The sequence below is a fragment of the Pseudomonas sp. A25(2017) genome, from assembly GCF_002001065.1.
GTDB classification, from domain to species: domain Bacteria; phylum Pseudomonadota; class Gammaproteobacteria; order Pseudomonadales; family Pseudomonadaceae; genus Aquipseudomonas; species Aquipseudomonas kilonensis.
In genome coordinates this window covers 64094-84079 of sequence record NZ_MUOA01000065.1, presented here as the reverse complement: position 1 = coordinate 84079, position 19986 = coordinate 64094, and the positions used below count along the sequence as shown (strand labels likewise).

Genomic DNA, 19986 nt, shown 5'->3' with positions numbered 1-19986 from the left:
AACTCTTGTTTCAGGCTCATGGCGTCTCTCGTAGTCCAAGGCATGATGGCTTTCCGGCGAAATTGGCTCGCTGGAAAGTGTCCACCATGTCCCCGCACACCCGTCAACCATGTGTCCGGTCCGTACAGCGCTCTTCCAAAAGTGACCCGCCGTAGGGGCGGAACCATAAGCCGCCGTTACCGCAGCAATGGATATGTACCCAGTCAACAAACCCCAGGCCAACTGTCAGGCCGCCATCGCGAGCAAGCTCGCTCCCACAGGTTTTTACCCTTGGGATACAAAAAAGCCCTGTCACAGTGGACAGGGCTTTGCTTTTGCAGCGAACAGCCAAGGGCCGTCCTTAGAACACCACACCCTGGCTGCGCAGGTAGTCGTCATAGGTGCCGCTGAAGTCGACCACGCCATCGGCGCTCAGCTCGATGATGCGGGTAGCCAGGGACGAGACGAACTCACGGTCATGGCTGACGAAGATCAGCGTGCCCGGGTAGTTTTCCAGTGCCAGGTTCAGCGCTTCGATCGATTCCATGTCCAAGTGGTTGGTCGGTTCGTCCATCACCAGCACGTTCGGCTTTTGCAGGATCAGCTTGCCGAACAGCATGCGGCCTTGCTCACCACCGGAAATGACCTTGACCGACTTGAGGATCTCGTCGTTGGAAAACAGCATGCGGCCCAAGGTGCCACGAACCAGTTGTTCGCCGCCCTGGGTCCATTGGCCCATCCAGTCGAACAGGTTGACGTCGTCTTCGAAGTCATGGGCATGGTCCTGGGCGTAGTAGCCCAGTTCCGCGGCGTCGGTCCATTTCACGGTACCGGCATCGGGTTCCAGTTCATTGACCAGGGTGCGCAGCAAGGTGGTCTTGCCGATACCGTTCGGGCCAATGATCGCCACGCGCTCACCGGCTTCGACGGTGAAGCTGAAGTCCTTGAACAATGGCTTGCCGTCAAAACCCTTGGCCATGCGCTCGACAATGACCGCCTGGCGATGCAGTTTCTTGGTCTGCTCGAAGCGGATGAACGGGCTGACGCGGCTCGATGGCTTGACCTCGGCCAGTTGGATCTTGTCGATCTGCTTGGCGCGGGAGGTGGCCTGCTTGGCTTTCGAGGCGTTGGCCGAGAAGCGGCTGACGAACGATTGCAGCTCGGAAATCTGCGCTTTCTTCTTGGCGTTGTCCGACAGCAATTGCTCCCGGGACTGGGTCGCCACGGTCATGTACTCGTCGTAGTTGCCCGGGAACAGGCGCAGCTCGCCGTAGTCCAGGTCCGCCATGTGGGTGCAGACACTGTTCAGGAAGTGACGGTCGTGGGAGATGATGATCATCAGGCTCGAACGCTGGGTCAGCACGTTTTCCAGCCAGCGGATGGTGTTGATATCCAGGTGGTTGGTCGGTTCGTCGAGCAGCAGCACTTCCGGGTCGGAGAACAGCGCCTGGGCCAGCAGCACACGCAGTTTCCAGCCTGGCGACACTTCGCTCATCGGGCCGAAATGCTGCTCGATGCCAATCCCCAGGCCCAGCAGCAGTTCACCGGCACGGGATTCGGCCGTGTAACCGTCCATCTCGGCAAATTCGGTTTCCAGCTCGGCCACGGCCATGCCGTCTTCTTCGGTCATTTCCGGCAGCGAATAGATGCGATCGCGCTCAGCCTTGACCTTCCACAGCTCTTCGTGACCCATGATCACGGTGTCGATCACGGTGAATTCTTCGTAGGCGAACTGGTCCTGGCGCAGTTTACCCAAGCGCACGTTCGGCTCGAGCATGACCTGGCCGCCAGACGGCTCGAGGTCGCCGCCGAGGATTTTCATGAAGGTCGACTTGCCGCAACCGTTGGCGCCGATCAGACCGTAGCGGTTGCCCGCGCCGAATTTGACAGAGACGTTTTCGAACAGTGGCTTGGCGCCGAACTGCATCGTGATGTTAGCTGTAGAGATCAAAGGTTTATCCTGCGGAACATTCAGAGTAGCTAAGGGTGCGGCAGTACCTGTTCAGTACCTGTTTGCGCACGTCCCGACCGCCCAAAGGCGTCGCGGTCGCAAGCGCAAGGGTCCATCCGGCATAAGAGGACAGCAGCATACGGAGCGCCTGGCCCGGTAGACGTGCGCCGAAGCCGTGGTTTGCGGTATCGGCCAAAGGGGGCGCGTAGTAATAGTTGGCGGCGATTGTACTGATCTGGCCGCATAAACGATAGGGGATTGCCTGGGCAAGACAGTTTTTCACAATTGAAGGATAACTTTCGGTTACAAACTGTGGCTAGAATGCCATCTCACTCGATGCTACCTCCCTTGCCGCTTGGCTGGCCCGGGAAAGCAACCTGTTCACTCCTGCATTGTGACGGTTTCCGTGAAGCTCATCATTGTTGCGATTTACATTTTCTCCATTGGCTACGTTCATCTGCGCGGGCGGGTGCGGCATAAGATCGGCCGCCAGTTGAGCGATCATTCGTCTTTTCTCGCACCGATCAATTGCCTGCTTTACCTGTGCTCGAAACTGCCCAACAGGCCGTTCCTGAGCCCGGCGCAGTTCCCGGACCTGAGCCCGTTGCAGGCCCACTGGGAAGAGATCCGGGCCGAAGGCCAGAACCTGCTGCACGCAGGGGAGATCAAGCGTTCCAATCAATACGACGACGTGGGCTTCAACTCGTTCTTCAAGACCGGTTGGAAGCGTTTCTACCTGAAGTGGTACGGCGACAGCCATCCTTCGGCCATGAAACTGTGCCCACGCACCACCGAACTGGTGCAGAGCATCGGCTCGATCAAGGCGGCGATGTTTGCCGAGTTGCCGCCGGGCTCGAAGTTGGTCCGGCACCGCGACCCATATGCCGGGTCCTATCGGTATCACCTGGGCCTGGAAACGCCCAACGATGCCGGTTGCTACATCAATGTCGATGGCGAGCCTTATCATTGGCGCGATGGCGAGGCGGTGATCTTCGACGAAACGTTTATTCATTACGCCCAGAACACCACCGACCATAACCGCATCATCCTGTTCTGCGACGTGGAGCGGCCCATGAAATTTCGCTGGGCCAGCGCGTTCAACCGCTGGTTCAGCCGCACCGTGATGGCGGCGGCCGGTGCGCCCAACGACGCCGGTGACAGGACGGGCGGCCTGAACCGGGCGTTCTCCAGGCTCTACAATATACGCTTGCAAGGCAAGGCCCTGAAGAAACGCAACCGCACGCTGTATTACCTGCAGAAGTGGGCTTTTTTTGGTGGTTTGCTGGCGATCTTTGTCTGGATCTGAACCGAGGCCTCATCCCCCGTAGGAGCTGGCGAAGCCTGCGATCTTTTGATCTTGATCTTTCGCTCTGGACTCAATTGTTTGTGGAAAGATCGCAGCCTCGTTGCACTCGACAGCTCCTACGTCCTACGCGTGTTCAGTCGTTGGGTTTTTGCGCGTCCAATTTGCTCCCACATACTGGCGGTGATCCGCTGGCGGTGGTTGTAGCCTTCCCAAGGGTTGGCGCCCGAGCCCTTGGCCCGTTCCAGCGCGGCATACGCCAGGTTTTTAGCCCCGGGAGGCCTTGGTGGCTTTTTTGGCAGGCGCGGATTTGCCGGTTTTCGCAGGTTTTGCCGGGGCCTTCCCGGCGGATTTGTCGGTGACCTTGCCCTTGCTGCCCAGGCTGCGCTTAAGCAACTCGGTAAGGTCGATGACATCGGCGGTCTTGCGTTGTTCTTCGCCCGGGTCGGTCTCCACCGCTTCGAGACGGCCTTCATTGGCCTTTTTCTCCACCAGTTCCATGATTTTGTCTTCGAAACTGTCCCGGTATTCTTGCGGCTCCCAGTCGGCGCTCATGTCTGCCACGAGACGCTTGGCCATTTCCAGCTCGCCCTTGGCCAGGGTCGGGTTCGTCACCTCGTCGCCCAGCTCCAGGACATCAAGGTCGCGCACCTCCGCGGGCCAGCGCAGCATCACCAGTACCAGCGCCGATTCAAGGGGCATGAGCGCCGCCAGGTGCTGGCGGGTATGCAGCACGACGTGGGCCAGGGCGACCTTGTGGGTCTCGACCAGGGTTTCGCGCAGCAGGGCATAGACTTTGCCCCCGCGTTTGTCGGGGGCGAGAAAGTAGGGCGTGTCGATGTTTTGCAACGGGATCTTCTCGCTGTCGACAAAGGCAAAGATATCGATGGTCTGGGTGGACTTGGGGTGGGCGGAGCGAATTTCCTCTTCGCTGAGCAGCACGTACTGGCCTTTCTGGTACTGGACACCCTTGACGATGTCGTCCTTGGTCACTTCCTTGCCCGTGGCCTTGTTGACCCGCTTGTAGCCCACCGGGTCCATGCTGCGCTTGTCCAGCCAGTCAAAATCCACGCCCTGGGAAGAGGTGGCCGACACCAGCGCGACAGGAATGTGGACCAGTCCGAAACTGATTGCGCCTTTCCAGATTGCCCGTGCCATGGTGGTGTTGTCCTTGCCGGTGAATGTCTTTCTGGTGACCTTCGCGCCTTGGGAAAAGTTTCCATTGTGCGAGCTTGCTCGCGATGGCAACGGTACAGGCGCTATTGATGCAAGCTGACCCACCGCCATCGCGAGCAAGCTCGCTCCCACAGGGGGCGGAGACTCTTGGTTACATCTTCACCGGGACATTTCGCTTAACAATGGCGAACCTGCGGCGTAGCGTGCTTTCGATATGCCTGAACTCAAGAGGTGTCCGAATGAACAGGCTGATACTCGCCATCATGACGCTATTACTGACCGCCGCTGCCCAGGCCACCCCTCCGTGCGAAGGCCCTATGGTCCTGGCCCAGAATCTGCCGGGCAACAACAATCCCTATAACAGCCCGACACGGCGGGCTAATCCCAACAGCATGCAGGGCACGCGGCCCAACGTGCCGACGATTCATGACAATCCGAGCGTGCCTGTACCACGCCCACCGACCCTGGAAAATGGCGGCATCGGTAATGGCTACCCTCGGTCCGGCCAACCGTCGGGTTCGCCGCGTCCCACCATCGAGTCTCCCACGCCCCCCAGGAACAGCCAGAATGGCAACCGCTAGGCGCCGGAGTCCGTTGTTCTCTTTCAACACCGCAGAAGGAAATGTGCATGTTGCGTAAAACACTCCTGGCCGCCTGTTGCGCCAGCGCTGTCCTGACCTTTGCCACGCCGGCTGCTGCCGCGCCAATCCAGTCATTCAAGAGCGAGGAGGGCACCCTGGAAGTGACCACCGTGGTCAAGGGGCTGGAACACCCTTGGTCCGTCGCGTTCTTGCCTGGCCAGCAGGGCATGCTGGTGACGGAGCGACCGGGCAACCTGCGCGTGGTCAGCCCCGATGGTCAATTGTCCACACCCTTGAGTGGTGTGCCACAAGTGTGGGCCAAGGGCCAGGGCGGTCTGCTGGACGTGGTGCTGTCGCCTGACTTCAAGCAGGACCGCACCGTCTACCTGTCTTATGCCGAGGCGGGCGCAGACGGCAAGGCCGGCACCGCCGTGGGGCGCGGACAACTGTCCGAAGACCTCAAGAGCCTGAAGAATTTCGATGTGATCTTCCGCCAGCAACCCAAGCTGTCCACGGGCAACCACTTTGGCTCGCGATTGGTCTTCGATCGCGACGGCTATCTGTTCATTACCTTGGGGGAAAACAACGAGCGGGCCACCGCCCAGGACCTCGACAAGCTGCAAGGCAAGGTCGTGCGTATCTACCCCGACGGCAAGGTGCCCGACGACAACCCCTTCGTCGGCCAGAAAGACGTCCGTCCCGAGATCTGGTCCTACGGCATGCGCAACCCCCAGGGCGCCGCCCTCAACCCTTGGAATGGCACGCTGTGGGAAAACGAGCACGGGCCCAGGGGCGGTGATGAATTGAACATCATCGAGCGCGGCAAGAACTACGGCTGGCCATTGGCGACCCATGGCATCAACTACTCTGGCGCCCCGATTCCCGAAGCCCAGGGCAAGACCGTCGAGGGCGGCCTTGACCCTCACCACGTCTGGCAGGTGTCACCGGGGCTCAGCGGCATGGCGTTCTACGACCATGATCGTTTCAAGGCCTGGCAGCGCAACGTGTTCATCGGGGCGCTGGTGCCCGGGGAACTGATTCGCCTGCAATTGCAGGGCGACAAGGTCGTCCATGAAGAGCGTTTGCTGGGCGAGCTCAAGGCACGCGTCCGGGATGTTCGCCAGGGCCCGGATGGTTACCTGTATGTGCTGACGGATGAGGACGACGGGGCGCTGTATAAAATCGGACTCAAATGACACAACCTGTAGGAGCCATGTAGGAGCTGTGGAGTGCAACGAGGCTGCGATCTTTCCCCGGACACTTGAATCTCAAGCGAAAGATCAAGATCAAGATCAAGATCAAGATCAAGATCAAGATCAAGATCAAGATCAAGATCAAAAGATCGCAGGCTTCGCCAGCTCCTACAATTTGCCATTGACTTGCCGCCAACACACCGCTAATTTCCAGGCATGAACTCAACCGTACTGCGCAGCCAGCCAAGCATTATTACCGCCATTCCTTATTTGGCGGGTTAGCTGTCGGCTGCACCCAACCCGCCCTGGAGGCGGGTTTTTTCTTTCTGTCTCCTGGGCTCCGCCCGAACCAGGAGATCGCCATGACCGTTACCCGCACCGAGCAAGCCCTGCTTGAGCACTATGTTAAGAAGATTCTCGCCGCGCCGGTCTATGAGCTGGCCGTGCGTACGCCGCTGCAAGCGGCTCCTGCACTGTCCGAGGCCTTGGGTAACCGGATCCTGCTCAAGCGTGAAGACCTGCAACCGACCTTTTCCTTCAAGATCCGCGGTGCCTACAACAAACTCGTGCAACTGACCCCGGAGCAGCGCGCCCGTGGCGTCATCACCGCGTCTGCCGGCAATCATGCCCAGGGTGTCGCGCTGGCGGCACGGGAGTTGGGGATTTCGGCCAGCATCGTCATGCCTGTGACCACTGTGCAATTGAAGGTGCTGGGCGTGCGCAACCGAGGCGCCGAAGCGATTCTGCACGGGGAAAGCTTTCCGTTTGCCCTGGCGCACGCGCTGGACCTGGCCGAGCAGACCGGACGGGAGTTCGTCTCGCCTTTCGATGACCCGGACGTGATCGCCGGGCAGGGCACTGTCGCCATGGAAATCCTGCGCCAGCACCCCGGCCAGTTGGATGCGATTTTCGTCCCGGTCGGCGGCGGTGGGCTGATCGCCGGGATCGCGGCCTACGTCAAGTACCTGCGCCCGGAGGTACGCATCATCGGCGTCGAGTCGCAGCATTCTGCTTGCCTCCAGGCGGCACTGGCAGCCGGTGAGCGGGTGACCTTGCCAGAAGTGGGAACCTTCGCCGATGGCGTGGCCGTCGCGCAGATCGGCGCCCATGGCCTCGATATCTGTCGTTTCTGTGTCGATGAAGTGATGACCGTGAGCAACGATCAACTGTGCGCCGCGATCAAGGACATCTATGACGATACCCGCTCCATCACCGAACCGTCGGGCGCACTGGCGGTGGCAGGCATCAAGCAGTACGTGGCGCACACGGGGGCGCGAGGCCAGACGCTGGTGGCGATCGACTCCGGTGCCAATATCAATTTCGACAGTTTGCGCCACGTGGCCGAGCGTGCGGCGGTGGGCGCGATTTGAGTTTTTTACGCTACGTCACACTTTTTTTGAAGCAGGCGACGGATGCCCGCTTGCGTCTTCACATTAGGGGCTACTCTAGTTTGCGAACAGGATAAAAGTGATTGCAGTTTGCATGGAAAAAATAGCGTTTCCTTGCATTTTGCACGAGCTCTCTGGCGCGGGAAGAAGCTAAGCGTTTGATTCAGATCAATCCGCAAGGTCTTCAATACAGGCACACTTATTGCGGGATGATTCAAGAGTTCGCCTGGCGAACTCGTTGACTGAAAACGCTAAAAAAAAGAACGAACGAACGGCACGGTATTCGTAGTCCCAGTCCGCAGGGAAGAAAACGGACGAAAATACCGCCGGCGTGAACATAAGTTGGCCGCCTCAACAGGAGAGAGTCGCCATGTTTCTATCTGCCCTCGAAATGCGAAACATCATTGAAAGCAGCTTGTTGCCCAAGCGCTCGCAATGCACCTTGTCACCTGAGCTCAAGATGACGGTCAAGATTTACGACGATCACGAAACCGATCGCGTGGCTTTGGTCAAAACCGACATCGATGCCAATAAACTCACCGGTTGCCGGGCCATCAACGACTTGATCGCCGAGCTGCGTACCGAGCTCGACCACAACCCTGCCGCTGGCAATCACTTTCATCAGCAACACCATCGGATGACTGGGCGCTAATAGCGGCGTTGTCCTTGTAAGCCTGACGCTCGGGTCCGGTCGTGTCCGAACCCGGCGTCCAGTTTTTAGCTGCGATTTTTTAGCAGCGATGCGCCATTCAGTTCAATTGTTGCCTGTATGGCAGGTCTGGCCCGGTTTTGCCACACGTCAGGGCGGCGGCGCGAATGGCGAACTCAAGCATGGCGCTGATCTGTTCCCGGGTCAGGGTATGCAACCCCTCGACCGAATCCAATTGTTGTTCAGTCAACCACGCAATCAGCGCGGCCTGGAAGGTGTCGCCTGCCCCCACGGTGTCGGCGATCTTCACCGGACAGGACGGCAGCGACCATGAGCCGTGTTGGCGACTGAAGACCGTAGCGCCCTGGCCGCCACGGGTCAGGAAGACCAATTGGCAGCGGTTCCCCAGCCAACCTTCGACGATCGCCTTGGGCTCAACCCCTGGGTAGAGCAGCTCCAGGTCTTCGTCACTGACCTTGATCAGGTCGGCATATTGCACCAGCGTCGCAATCCGTGAGCGCCACAGCTCGATATCCGGTTGCGGGTTGAGTCGCACATTCGGGTCGAGGCTGATCAGGCGGCGGCCGCTTTCGCGTTGCATCAGGGCCAGGAGCGTGTCGGCGATGGGCTGGACCACCAGCGAGAACGAGCCGAAATGCAAGCCGCGTACCTCGGGGCCCAGGTCCGGTAGATGCGCCAGGCTCAGTTGTCGGTCCGCACAGCCTTCGCCGCGAAAACTGTAGTGGGGCGAACCATTGGCGCCCACGGCAACCATTGCCAGGGTGGTCGGTGCGTCGAACTCCACCAGGTATTGGGCGCTGACACCTTCATTGAGCAGCACCTGTTGCAAGCGTCGGCCCAGGTAGTCGGTGGACAGCCCGGTCAACAGCGCCGATTCAACACCCAGGCGGCGCAGCCCCACGGCCACGTTGAACGGTGAACCGCCGGCAATGGCCTTGTAGTTCACTTGCGAGGCCGGGCCATTCGCCTCGGTCTCACTGAAAAAATCAAACAGCGCTTCACCACACACCAAATACATAGTTTCCCGCTCTCAAAGGGTTGCGACGTGTTGTCGATAACGTTCATAAACTTGTTGCGACGCCGCGACATGCGCGGCGATTGGCCGGGTTTCGCTGGTCGGGTCGAGCTTGACGCAGCGCTCGCACAGCTCGGCCAAATCCGTAGGTGAACCCGAGTGACACCATGCTGCCTGAATCGCCGCTCCCAAGGCAGCGGCTTCGCTCTGTTCGGTGCAAATGACCGTGGTGTCCATGGTGTCGGCGACGATCTGCCGCCACTCCGCACTCTTCGAGCCGCCGCCGATCAGGCGAATGCTCTGCGCCTGGAGCCCGTTGGCTCGCAGCAGGTCCAAGCCATAGCGCAAACCGAAGGTCGTGCCTTCGACCACGGCGCGACACAGGTTGGCCCGGGTCAGGTTGGTGGTGGTCAGACCCAGCAGGCTGCCGGTGGCATGGGGCAGGGCGGGAACACGCTCGCCGTTGAGGAACGGCAGCATGCACACGCCCTCGGCGCCAATCGGAGCCTGGACCACCAGGGCGTTGAATGTGTCGATGTCCAGCGCCAGCAATTCGCGAATCGCCCCGGTGGCGTTGGTCAGGTTCATGGTGCAGATCAGCGGCAGCCAGCCACCGCTGGAGGAGCAGAACGTCGCCACCGACGGTTGTGGGCTGACCGCAGGTTCGGCGGCATAGGCGTAGACCGTACCGGAGGACCCGAGGCTCATGGTGATCACACCGGGCTGAATGTTCCCGGTGCCGATGGCGCCCATCATGTTGTCGCCGCCACCACTTGCCACCACGGCGTCAGGGTTGATGCCCAGGTGCGCTGCAATGGCCGGCAGGATGCGTCCGACTGGCTGATGGGCCTCGATCAGTTCCGGCAGCGCCGCTTGCAAGCGTGCGCTGGGGTCGATGTGTTGTAACAGTTGCACGTCCCATTGGCGGGTGCGTACGTTGAAATAGCCGGTTCCCGAGGCGTCGCCGTATTCGCTGCAATGGCGACCGGTGAGCCAGTAGTTGAGAAAGTCGTGGGGCAGCAGGACGCTGGCAATGCGTTCGAACACCTGGGGATGCTGCTCCCGTGTCCAGAGCAGCTTGGAAACCGTGTAGCCCGGCGCGATCACCACGCCGAGGCGTTCGAGGCTGCCGTCTTCACCGCCCAGGTGCGCCAGGAGCCGATCGTTTTCCGGCGTTGTCTCGGTGTCGCACCACAGCTTGGCCGGGCGCAAGACCTGGCCCTGGTCATCAAGCAGGACCAGGCCGTGTTGCTGGCCGGAGACGCCGATGCCGAGGATCGCCTGGCCATCGACGCCGGCGTCTGCCAAGGCTTGGTGAGTCGCTTGGGTGAATGCATCGAGCCATTGCTGGGTGTCTTGTTCGCGGCGACCGTTGGGGCCGCTGATCATGCTGTGGGCAGCGGCGCCCTGGCCGAGAACCTGGCCGCTGATCGCATCCAGGACCAGTGCCTTGGTACCTTGGGTGCCGCAGTCGATGCCCAGGAACAGTTGTTGGTTTGCCATGGAAATCCTCGGATCAAAGAACAAAACACAGAACCTGTGGCGAGGGGATTTAGCGAAACGTCGCACCGCCCCGCTGGGTCGCGAAGCGGCCCCCAGATGTACTGCCTGATACACCGAAGCAGCAGAAACATTTGGGGCTGCTTCGCAGCCCAGCGGGGATAAATCCCCTCGCCACAAGAGCGGATCGCGTCGAGCTTAGTTCACGTCAGCCAGTATCCGCTCAAGTGTTCGTGTTACCCCATGCTCACGCAAGCTGTTGCAGCACCATTCGAATGCTGCCACGAACTCCGGCGAGCGGGGAATGGCGGTGCCAAAGATTTCTTCCACCTCCAGCACCCGCTGAGTCACCAGCGCATCGTCAGCCACCAGTGCCTGGCAAAACGCCGCCCGTGGGTCCGGGATTGAATACGTCACGCCGTTTTCGTCCACGCCCTTCAGGTACACGGCCCAGGCCGCCACCACCAGCGCCGCGCGACGGGTTTCGCCACCGTCGGCGATCAAGCGGTTAATGGTCGGCACCGTGAATTTTGGAAACTTCGACGAGCCGTCCGAACAGACCCGTTCCAACTGATCGGCAATCGCCTGGTTGGAAAAACGCTCCACCAGGGTGTTCTTGTAGTCGGTCAGGTCGATGCCCGGCACTGGCGCCAGTTGCGGCGTCACGTCCAGGTCCATGTAGGCGCGCATGTAACGCACGAACAACGGGTCGTTCATGGTTTCGTGGACGAAGCGATAACCCTTGAGAAAACCCAGGTAGGTCAACGCCAGATGGCTGCCGTTGAGCAGCTTGATTTTCATCTCTTCATAAGGTGTGACGTCATCGGTGAACTGCACGCCGACCTTTTCCCAGGCCGGGCGACCGTTGACGAACTTGTCTTCCAGGACCCATTGCACGAACGGTTCGCAGACCACCGGCCAAGCGTCGTCGATGCCATGTTCGTCATGTAGCTGCAAGCGATGCGCGCTGCTGGTCATCGGGGTGATGCGATCGACCATGGCATTTGGAAAACTCACGTTCGCGTCGATCCAATGGCCCAGTTCCGGGTCGCGCAGTGCGGCAAACGCCAGCAGCGCCTTGCGAGTGACTGCGCCGTTGTGGGGCAGGTTATCGCAGGACATCAGCGTGAACGCCGGGGTGCCGGCCGCGCGGCGCTTGGCCAGGGCGGCGCAGAGGAAACCGAAGACGGTTTTCGGAGTGTCAGGATGGACCAGGTCGTGCTGGATCTGCGGCAGGTGGGCCATGAACTCGCCGTTGCTGTCGTCGATGCAATAGCCGCCCTCGGTGATGGTCAGCGAGACGATGCGGATCTGCGGATCGGCCAGTTTGTCGATCAGCGCCTGGGCGCCATCCTCAGCCAGCAACATGTCATTGATCGCGCCGATCACCCGGACTTCGGTGTCATCGGTGTCACCCAGTTCGTACAGGGTGAACAGGTAATCCTGGCCGGCCAGGTCGTCCCGGGCACGGCGATCCTCGGCCCGCAGGCCCACGCCGCAGATGGCCCAGTCCAGGTCGGCGCCGGTATTCATCAGCGCATCGGTGTAGTAGGCCTGGTGAGCCCGGTGGAAACCGCCAACGCCGATGTGGGCGATGCCCTGGCGGATGTCGCCCAAAGGGTAGGCGGGCAGGGCGACGTCAGGCTTGAGGTTGTGCAGGTTTTGTCGGTTGAGTTTCATCGCAGGTCTCGGCAATCAGGCGGCGGCGCGCAGCGCGCGGGTCACCGCAACGCCCTCGGCATCGAATAAGTGGCAGTGTTCAGCGTCCAGGTGCAGGCTCAGTTGCTCGCCGAAACGGCTCGCCAGGTCGCCGCGAACGCGCATGGTCAAGGCTTCGCCGGAGGCCGTGACGACGTGACAGAAGGTGTCGCTGCCCAGTCGCTCGCTGACGTCGGCGGTGACTTGCAGGGTGCAATCCCCCGGTTGCGCCAGGTTCAGGTGTTCCGGGCGAATCCCCAGGGTCACCGCGCCGCCGACGCTCAGGTTGGCACCGCTCAAGGGCAGGCTGATACGCGTGCCGGCGTCCAGCAGCACTTCACAGCCCAGACTGTCCAGGCCGGTAACCTTGCCTTTGAGAAAGCCCATTTTCGGCGTGCCGAGGAACCCGGCGACAAACAGGTTGGCTGGCTGGTGATACAGGTCCAGCGGTGAGCCGACCTGCTCGATGCGCCCGCCATTGAGCACCACCACCTTGTCGGCCAGGGTCATGGCTTCGACCTGGTCGTGAGTCACGTAGATCATGGTCGCCTGCAGCTCCTTGTGCAGGCGCGCCAGCTCCAGGCGCATCTGCACCCGCAGGGCGGCGTCGAGGTTGGACAGTGGTTCGTCGAACAGGAAGATTTTCGGGTTGCGCACGATGGCCCGGCCGATCGCTACACGCTGGCGCTGGCCACCGGACAGTTGCTTGGGCTTGCGCTCGAGCATCGGCCCCAGCTCGAGGATGCGCGCCGCCTCGTTGACCTTCTTCTCGACCTCGGCCTTGGGTACGCCGGCCAGGTCCAGGGCGAAGGACATGTTCTTGCGCACACTCATGTGCGGGTACAAGGCGTAGGTCTGGAACACCATCGCCAGGTCACGCTTGGCCGGGCTGACTTCGGTAATGTCCCGGCCATCCAGTTCGATGGTGCCGTCGCTGACCTCTTCCAGGCCGGCGATCAGCCGCAGCAGCGTGGACTTGCCACAGCCTGACGGGCCGACGAAGACCACGAACTCGCGGTCGTTCACCTCAAGGTCGATGCCCTTGATGATGGAGAAACCTTCGAAACCCTTTTGCAAATTCTTGATTTTCAGGTTGGCCATGATGATGGGCCTCCACTTGTCATTTATTCAGTTGGCTGGGAAAGATCGCAGCCTCGTTGCACTCGGCAGCTCCTACAGGGATCGCGGAGGCTGTGAGCTGTGTGTAGGAGCTGGCGAAGCCTGCGATCTTTTGACGGTTCATTTCACCGCGCCGAAGGACAAACCGCGCACCAGCTGTTTCTGGCTGATCCAGCCAAAGATCAGGATCGGCGCGCAGGCCAGGGTCGAGACGGCCGACAATTTGGCCCAGAACAAACCTTCCGGGCTGGAATAAGAGGCGATCAACGCCGTCAGTGGCGCGGCTTTGGAGGAGGTGAGGTTCAGCGACCAGAAGGCCTCGTTCCAGCACAGGATCAGTGACAGCAGCACGGTGGACGCCAGGCCGCCCTTGGCAATCGGCAGCAGCACGCGGACCATCTCCTGCCACAGCGTGGCACCATCCAGGCGTGCGGCCTCGAGGATGTCGCGAGGGATGTCCTTGAAGTAGGTGTAAATCATCCAGACCACGATGGGCAGGTTGATCAACGTGTAGATGATGATCAACGCGACACGCGTGTCCAGCAGGCCAAATTGCTTGGCCAGCAGGTAGATCGGCATCAGCACGCCCACTGGCGGCAGCATTTTGGTGGAGAGCATCCACAGCAACGTGCCTTTGGTGCGCTGGGTTTCATAGAACGCCATGGAGTAGGCCGCCGGCACCGCAATCAGCAGGCACAGGGCGGTGGCGCTGAAGGAAATCACCACCGAGTTCCAGGCGAAGCTGAAGTAGTTGCTGCGCTCGTTGATGTGCAGGTAGTTCTCCAGCGTGGGCGCGAAGATGAACTGCGGCGGCGTGGCGAACGCATCGATTTCGGTCTTGAAGCTGGTCAACACCATCCAGAAGATCGGGAAGAAGATCAGGATCGCGATGGCCCAGGCCAGCGTGCCCAGCAGCAGGCTTTGCAGGCGACGGGATTGTTGAAGAGTCATGGCGACGGCCTCAGTGCTTGTCGGTGAGGTTTTTGCCGATCATCCGGACCAGGATGATGGCGGCGATGTTGGCAATGACCACGGCAATCAGGCCACCGGCCGAAGCCATGCCGACGTCGAACTGCACCAGTGCCTGGTTGTAGATCAGGTAGGCAAGGTTGGTCGAGGCGTAGCCAGGGCCACCGTTGGTGGTGGTAAAGATCTCGGCGAACACCGACAGCAGGAAGATCGTTTCGATCATCAGCACCACGGCAATCGGGCGGGCCAGGTGCGGCAGGGTCAGGTGCCAGAAAATCGCGATCGGGCCGGCACCGTCCAGGCGCGCGGCCTCTTTCTGTTCCTGGTCCAGCGACTGCATGGCGGTCATCAGGATCAGGATCGCGAAGGGCAGCCATTGCCAACTCACGATGATGATGATCGACAGCAGCGGGTAATGGGCCAGCCAGTCCACCGGTTGGGCGCCGAACAGTTTCCACACCGAGGCGAGGATGCCCGACACCGGGTGGAAGATCAGGTTCTTCCAGATCAGCGCGCCGACGGTGGGCATGATGAAGAACGGCGAGATCAGCAGGACTCGGACGATGCCGCGACCAAAAAACTCACTGGCCTCCAGCAGCGCGCTGATCAACACCCCCAGCACGATACTGATCAGCAGCACGCTGCCCACCAGCAACAAGGTGTTGGTGGCACCGGGCATGAAACCCGAGTCGGTCAGGAAGTAGGTGAAGTTCTCCAGCCCGACGAATTCGTTTTCACCGGGGTAGAGCAGGTTGTAGCGGATCAGCGAGAAGTAGACGGTCATGCCCAGCGGCACGATCATCCACAGCAGCAACAAGGCCACCGAAGGGCTGACCAGGAACCAACCGGGGTTCGCCAGGCGGATCTTGCGTGCCGGCGGGGCAATCTCGATGGGGGCTTTGGCAGTTGTTGTTGAGCTATTCATGGCATTGAACCGATTTTTGCGGGCCTATGAAGATCCCCCTGTGGGAGCGGGCTTGCTCGCGAAAGCGATTTGTCAGTCACATTAATGTTGAATGTGCCGACCTATTCGCGAGCAAGCCCGCTCCCACAGAAAGCGAGAGCAGGCGGCGCGGATTATTTGGGATACCCAGCACGTTTCATCTCGCGTTCGGTGGTGGACTGCGCGGCGGTCAACGCCTGGTCCACGGTCTGCTGGCCGGTCAGCGCGCCGGAAAAGAACTTGCCCACCTGGGTGCCGATGGCCTGGAACTCGGGAATGGTCACCAACTGGATGCCGATGTAGGGCACAGGCTTGAGGGTTGGCGCTTTCGGGTCGGCGACTTTCAACGACTCCAGGGTCACTTTGGCAAACGGCGCGGCCTTCATGTACTCGTCGCTGTAGGTCGAGGTGCGGGTGCCTGGCGGTACGTTGGCAATACCGTCGGTCTTGGCGACCAATTGGCTGTATTCCTTGGACGTTGCCCAGGTGGTAAAGACCGTGGCCGCTTCCTTGGCTTTGGAACTGGCCGGGATGGCCAGCGACCAGGAGTACATCCACGAGGTGCCCTTGTCGGTTTTTTCGTGGGGGGCGAAGGTGAATCCGACGTGGTCGGCCACCTTGCTCTGGGTCTTGTCGGTGACGAACGAGCCGGCGACGCTGGCATCCACCCAGATCGCGCATTTGCCGCTGTTGAACAGCGCCAGGTTTTCGTTGAAGCCGTTGCTGGAAGCGCCCGGCGGGCCGGATTTCTTCATATTGTCGACGTAGAAGTTCAGCGCATCCTTCCACTCGGGCCCATTGAATTGCGGCTGCCACTTCTCATCGAACCAGCGCGCGCCAAAGCCGTTGGCCAGGGTGGTGATGAGCGCCATGTTCTCGCCCCAACCGGCCTTGCCCCGCAGGCACAGGCCATATTGCTCCTTGGATTTGTCGGTGAGTTTTTCGGCGAACTCACCGATCTGGGTCCAGGTCGGGTGTTCGGGCATGGTCAGCCCGGCGTTCTTGAACAGGTCCGTGCGGTAATAGGTGATCGAGCTTTCGGCATAGAACGGCAGGGCGTACAGCGAGCCTTTGACCGACAAGCCATCACGTACGGAAGGGAATACGTCGTCCAGGTCGTAGGAGGCCGGCAGGTCTTTCATCGGTTCCAGCCAGCCCTTGGCGCCCCAGAGTGCAGCTTCGTACATGCCAATGGTCAGTACGTCGAACTGTCCGCCTTGGGTGGCGATGTCGGTGGTCAGGCGCTGGCGCAGGACGTTTTCTTCGAGCACCACCCAGTTGAGCTTGATGTCCGGGTGCTCGGCCTCGAAGGTTTTCGAGAGCTTTTGCATGCGGATCATGTCGCTGTTATTGACCGTGGCAATGGTGAGGGTCTCTGCGCCGAAGCTGACGCTGCTGAGGGCCATGCAGGTGGAGACAAGCAGAGCTTTTACCGAAGGTTTCATCGCGCACTCCTTTTCCGCGCCCGAAGGCTGCAGAAGGACAGTTATTGTTTTTGTGTCTTCCGGATGAAGGGAAGAATGTGCGCTGATTACAGCCCTCATTGGACGGCGTGACAAATCATCCGTCGCACTTGTGCTGATACTTTTTTGCACTGGGTGGGGTGTGGCGATGGAAATTATCTGTGGGAGCAAGGCTTGCCCGCGATGAAGTTGACGCGGTCTTCCGGGGAACCGAGGCGCCTGCATCGCGGGCAAGCCTTGCTCCCACATGAATCCCGCCACAGAAATGATCCGAGATTCTCAGCCTTGATTCTGCTCGGTCAACCGCTGCACCGCCAGCCGCCGATAATGGGACGGGGTCATGCCCTTGAGTTGCTGGAAACGCCGGTTGAAATTGGAGATGTTGTTGAAGCCGGATTCAAAGCACACGTCTGTCACCGGTTTGTCGCCGTCGGCCAGCAATTCGCAGGATTTGCTGATGCGCAGGCGATTGACGAATTCAATGAAGCAGCGGCCAGTGGCCTGTTTGAACACCCGGCTGAAATAGGTGGGTTTCATGCCCAGGTGCTCGGCCACTTCTTCCAGGGACATTTCCCGGGCGTAGTGGGCAAAGATGTAGTCCACCGCGCGGTTGGTGCGGTCGATGCTGTGTTCGTCCGCCGCTTGCGGGGAGGTCGCGCCGGAAAGCAGTTGGTAGTCATCCGTGCCGGCCAGCAGCTCCATCAGGATGAAGAAATGCCCGAGGCGGCTCATGCCCTGAGAATCGGCGATGCGCTGCATCAGGGTCATGGCCTGGCGGATGGTGCGCTTGCAGCGAAACTCGATGCCGTATTGGGCACGTTCGAGCAGCGGTGCGACCGTCTTGAGTTCGGCGAACACCTGGTGGCCGCTTTCGAACAACTCGTCGGTGAAGTTCACCAGCATGTCGCGCTTGTGCACCACTTCGTCCTCGGCCACCTGGCTGATCCAGTTATGGGGCAGGTTGGGCCCGGTGAGGAACAGCGATTGGGGATAGAAGTTGCCGATGTAGTCGCCAATGAACACTTTGCCGGAACTGGCGACGATCAAGTGCAGCTCGTATTCCTTGTGGAAATGCCAGCGCACCAGCGGGCAGGGGAAACCGTGCTGACGGTAGATGATGGACAACCCGTTATGGTCGTCCATCAACTCGTAGGAGGGGTCGGTGATTCTGGCTGTTCGGGTCATGGGTCTGGCGCTTTTATTGTTATCGCCGCTGGATAATGCCCCCTTCGCCAGGCGGCTGCCACTCTGACGTCTAGCCGTTGCGGTTTTTTTCTTCGATCCACTGGGACATGTATTGGGTGCTTTTGTGCTGGTGGTGACGCAGCATGCTGCCGGTGAAGTTGTCCCGGCGTCGTTGTGCAAGGTCCGCCCGGCAAGCGTTGATGCTGTCGATCAGCGCCGGGCCGTGCACCTGTTGCCGGTAGCGGTTCTCCAGCAGGGCGAGGCCTGCATCCTGGGCCTGGGTCCAGCGTGCCGGGTCGCGATACAACTGCACCGCCGCATTGGCGATGCCTTCGGCGCTCTGGGCAATCACGCCGGGCCAGGGCATGCCGCCGTGCATGGCTTCGGCGCCCACGGGCGTGGTGACGTTGGGGGTGCCGCAGCGCATGGCGTCGATCAACTTGCCCTTGATGCCGGCGCCGAAACGCAGCGGCGCCAGGCAGATGCGTGCCGCCGACATCACCTGCAAGGCGTCCTCGGCCCAGTTCATGATGTGAAAGCCCTGGGCCGGGTTGTGCAATGCGGCGGCCTTGGGTGGGGTGTAGGCGCCGTACAGGTGCAGTTGCGCGCCGGGTAATTGTTGGCGGATCAGTGGCCAGATGGCGTTTTTCATCCAGAGCACGGCGTCCCAGTTCGGCGCGTGGCGGAAGTTGCCGATGCTGAGAAAATGCGCTCGCTCCTCGAACGGCACGGGCTGTTCGCTGGGCAGGTCCAGCATCAACGGGCACCAGAGCAGCAGGTTGCGGGGCAGCTTGAAGTGTTCCACCAACAGTTCGATTTCAACCTCGGACACCATCAGGTTGAGGTCGCAGCGGTACAGGGCGGCGATTTCCCGCTTGGCCAGGTCGGTGTCGGCCATCCGCTGGAACTCCTCGTCCAGGGCCGGGGCGAAGAGGTCGCTGAAATCCTCGCCAGCCTCATCGTGCTTCAGGCGGTCCTTCAAACGCTGGTGCCGGGCGTGGCGCAGGCTCTGCAAGTCTGACGTCTCCAGCACCCGCAGGGCGCCCGGGCAGTGCTTTTCGACCCGCCAGCCAAACTGTTCTTCCATCATGAACTGGTCGAACAACACGATGTCCGGCGCCAATTCACGGATGAATACGTCAAAACTGCTGTTATTGAGTTCGATGGGCACTTCGCGGATGCCCAGCGCGACCAGGTCGGCACGTTGCTCGCCCGGGCCGGCCGGGCTGCTGAAGGTGATGTCCCAGCCTTGCCCGAGGAAGGCCTCGAGGATCTGCATGACATGCCCACTGGCCGCCGATGAACGCGGCTCGGGCCAGACATAGCCGATGACCAGGACTTTGGTGGCGGTGGGGTGACGCATGGGCAGGGGGTTCCTTGGCGCGAATCAGGCGCCATCGGCGCGCGGGGCGCCGATAGTGACCAAGAATGCGATCCGGCTCAAGCAAGAATGCGTCTGACCTTGTCGCGCAATTGATCGATGGAGAAGGGCTTGCCGATTACCGACATGCCTTCAGGCACGTCGATGCTTTCTGCGTAACCGCTGGCAAACAGGATCGGCAGTTGTGGCCGTTCGAGCCGAGCCTTCTTGGCCAATTCCCGCCCGTCCATTTCCGGCAGACCGACGTCGGTCATCATCAGGTCGATGTCATATTTTTCGAGGTCGCACAAAAACTCCAGTGCCTGCTCACAACCATCCGCCTCCAGCACCTGGTATTCCAGTTCTTCCAGCACGTCGACGATCAACATCCGCACAATGTCATCGTCTTCGACTACCAGAATGGTGGGCTGGGTGGCGGCGGATGCTTTGGGCATAGTAGACATTCTCGAAAGATGGGGGTGGGAAGGTACGA

At 60.5% G+C, this 19986-nt stretch carries 17 protein-coding genes; 5 read left to right on the top strand and 12 right to left on the bottom strand.

What is annotated here, in order from left to right:
- Positions 1-340 precede the first annotated feature (340 nt).
- A complete protein-coding gene (locus tag B0E42_RS16130; protein ID WP_003181279.1) occupies positions 341-1930 on the bottom strand; it encodes an ABC-F family ATPase in 1590 nt (529 codons plus the stop codon).
- A 406-nt stretch (positions 1931-2336) separates the two neighbouring features.
- Between B0E42_RS16130 and lpxO the strand changes: the two genes are divergently transcribed.
- Positions 2337-3236 (top strand): lipid A hydroxylase LpxO, encoded by a 900-nt coding sequence (lpxO, locus tag B0E42_RS16125; protein WP_077506839.1) that lies wholly within the window; start codon positions 2337-2339, stop codon positions 3234-3236.
- Between the two features lie 264 nt (positions 3237-3500).
- Here lpxO and B0E42_RS16120 read toward each other — a convergent pair whose 3' ends face one another.
- Complete coding sequence (locus B0E42_RS16120; protein ID WP_077506838.1) at positions 3501-4391, bottom strand: Ku protein; 891 nt, start codon at positions 4389-4391, stop codon at positions 3501-3503.
- Between the two features lie 257 nt (positions 4392-4648).
- Here B0E42_RS16120 and B0E42_RS16115 point away from each other — a divergent pair, with 257 nt between their 5' ends.
- The 4 genes from B0E42_RS16115 to B0E42_RS16095 all read left to right on the top strand — a co-directional run bounded on the left by B0E42_RS16115 (position 4649) and on the right by B0E42_RS16095 (position 8223).
- Positions 4649-4990, top strand: a complete 342-nt coding sequence (locus B0E42_RS16115; RefSeq protein WP_077506837.1) for a hypothetical protein — start codon at positions 4649-4651, stop codon at positions 4988-4990.
- Between the two features lie 47 nt (positions 4991-5037).
- Positions 5038-6186 carry a PQQ-dependent sugar dehydrogenase gene (locus B0E42_RS16110; protein ID WP_018601528.1) on the top strand — a complete coding sequence of 383 codons (1149 nt, stop codon included), beginning with the start codon at positions 5038-5040 and terminating at the stop codon, positions 6184-6186.
- Positions 6187-6545: 359 nt separating this feature from the next.
- A complete protein-coding gene (ilvA, locus tag B0E42_RS16100) occupies positions 6546-7553 on the top strand; it encodes a threonine ammonia-lyase, biosynthetic (protein ID WP_018601526.1) in 1008 nt (335 codons plus the stop codon).
- A gap of 388 nt (positions 7554-7941) precedes the next feature.
- Positions 7942-8223 (top strand): DUF1652 domain-containing protein, encoded by a 282-nt coding sequence (locus tag B0E42_RS16095; protein ID WP_014338168.1) that lies wholly within the window; start codon positions 7942-7944, stop codon positions 8221-8223.
- Positions 8224-8320: 97 nt separating this feature from the next.
- On the opposite strand, the gene B0E42_RS16090 is transcribed toward B0E42_RS16095, so the two are convergent.
- The 10 genes from B0E42_RS16090 to B0E42_RS16045 form a co-directional block, all read right to left on the bottom strand.
- Positions 8321-9259, bottom strand: coding sequence for a carbohydrate kinase (locus B0E42_RS16090; protein WP_018601522.1), 939 nt, complete (start codon positions 9257-9259; stop codon positions 8321-8323).
- A 12-nt stretch (positions 9260-9271) separates the two neighbouring features.
- Positions 9272-10759 (bottom strand): xylulokinase, encoded by a 1488-nt coding sequence (gene xylB / locus B0E42_RS16085; RefSeq protein ID WP_077506835.1) that lies wholly within the window; start codon positions 10757-10759, stop codon positions 9272-9274.
- A gap of 195 nt (positions 10760-10954) precedes the next feature.
- On the bottom strand, positions 10955-12436 hold the full coding sequence (locus B0E42_RS16080) for a mannitol dehydrogenase family protein (RefSeq protein WP_077506834.1): 1482 nt from the start codon (positions 12434-12436) through the stop codon (positions 10955-10957).
- Between the two features lie 15 nt (positions 12437-12451).
- A complete protein-coding gene (locus tag B0E42_RS16075; protein ID WP_018601517.1) occupies positions 12452-13555 on the bottom strand; it encodes an ABC transporter ATP-binding protein in 1104 nt (367 codons plus the stop codon).
- Between the two features lie 138 nt (positions 13556-13693).
- Entirely contained in the window at positions 13694-14524 is an 831-nt protein-coding gene (locus tag B0E42_RS16070; RefSeq protein WP_018601515.1) for a carbohydrate ABC transporter permease, read from the bottom strand.
- Positions 14525-14534: 10 nt separating this feature from the next.
- Positions 14535-15467, bottom strand: coding sequence for a carbohydrate ABC transporter permease (locus B0E42_RS16065; protein ID WP_024618342.1), 933 nt, complete (start codon positions 15465-15467; stop codon positions 14535-14537).
- Between the two features lie 152 nt (positions 15468-15619).
- Positions 15620-16930: a sugar ABC transporter substrate-binding protein gene (locus B0E42_RS16060; RefSeq protein ID WP_077506833.1), complete on the bottom strand. Its 1311-nt coding sequence runs from the start codon at positions 16928-16930 to the stop codon at positions 15620-15622.
- Between the two features lie 297 nt (positions 16931-17227).
- Positions 17228-18133: an AraC family transcriptional regulator gene (locus tag B0E42_RS16055; protein ID WP_018601510.1), complete on the bottom strand. Its 906-nt coding sequence runs from the start codon at positions 18131-18133 to the stop codon at positions 17228-17230.
- 70 nt (positions 18134-18203) lie between these two features.
- Positions 18204-19496, bottom strand: a complete 1293-nt coding sequence (locus B0E42_RS16050) for a glycosyltransferase (protein ID WP_077506832.1) — start codon at positions 19494-19496, stop codon at positions 18204-18206.
- A gap of 77 nt (positions 19497-19573) precedes the next feature.
- Positions 19574-19957: a response regulator gene (locus tag B0E42_RS16045; RefSeq protein WP_077506831.1), complete on the bottom strand. Its 384-nt coding sequence runs from the start codon at positions 19955-19957 to the stop codon at positions 19574-19576.
- Positions 19958-19986: the final 29 nt, after the last annotated feature.